1 protein-coding gene is annotated in these 638 nt (G+C 47.0%); it reads left to right on the forward strand.

Annotation, left to right across the window (positions count from 1 at the left end; all coding sequences use genetic code 11):
- Positions 1 to 638: pectate lyase family protein (locus A596_RS05075; RefSeq protein WP_039913082.1), on the forward strand; the 638-nt coding region annotated here is incomplete at both ends.

The raw sequence follows: 638 nt of genomic DNA on the forward strand, positions 1-638 counted from the left end.
AATTGTCCGAATCCGCGCTGGAGTGAAGCGTATCGCTACGTTGAAATTAAAGAATTTACCAAAGGCGTCACCATCATTGGTGCTAACGGTTCTTCCGCAAACTTTGGTGTGGTGGTGAATAAATCCAGCAACGTGATTATTCGCAATATGAAAATCGGTGCACTTGCCGGTGCGAGCAACGATGCCGATATGATTCGTATCGACAGCGGCACCAACGTGTGGGTTGACCACAACGAATTGTTTGCGGTGAACAATGAATGTAAAGGCTCACCGGATGGTGATTTAACGTTTGAAAGTGCAATCGATATTAAAAAAGATTCACACAATATTACGGTTTCCTACAACCTGATTCGCGACAGCAAAAAAGTCGGCCTTGATGGTTCCAGCAGCAGCGATATTGCCGGTGGTCGCGAAATTACGTTCCACCACAATATTTATCGCAACGTGAATGCGCGCTTGCCATTGCAACGCGGTGGCTGGACGCACATGTATAACAACTTGTACGACGGTATTACCGATTCCGGTATCAACGTGCGTCAAGCCGGTTATGCATTAATTGAAAGCAACTGGTTCCAGAATGCGAAAAACCCGGTGACTTGCCGTTATGACAGCAGCAACTGCGGCTTCTGGGATTTGCG

This window comes from Cellvibrio mixtus subsp. mixtus J3-8, assembly GCF_000766945.1.
Lineage (GTDB): Bacteria > Pseudomonadota > Gammaproteobacteria > Pseudomonadales > Cellvibrionaceae > Cellvibrio > Cellvibrio mixtus_A.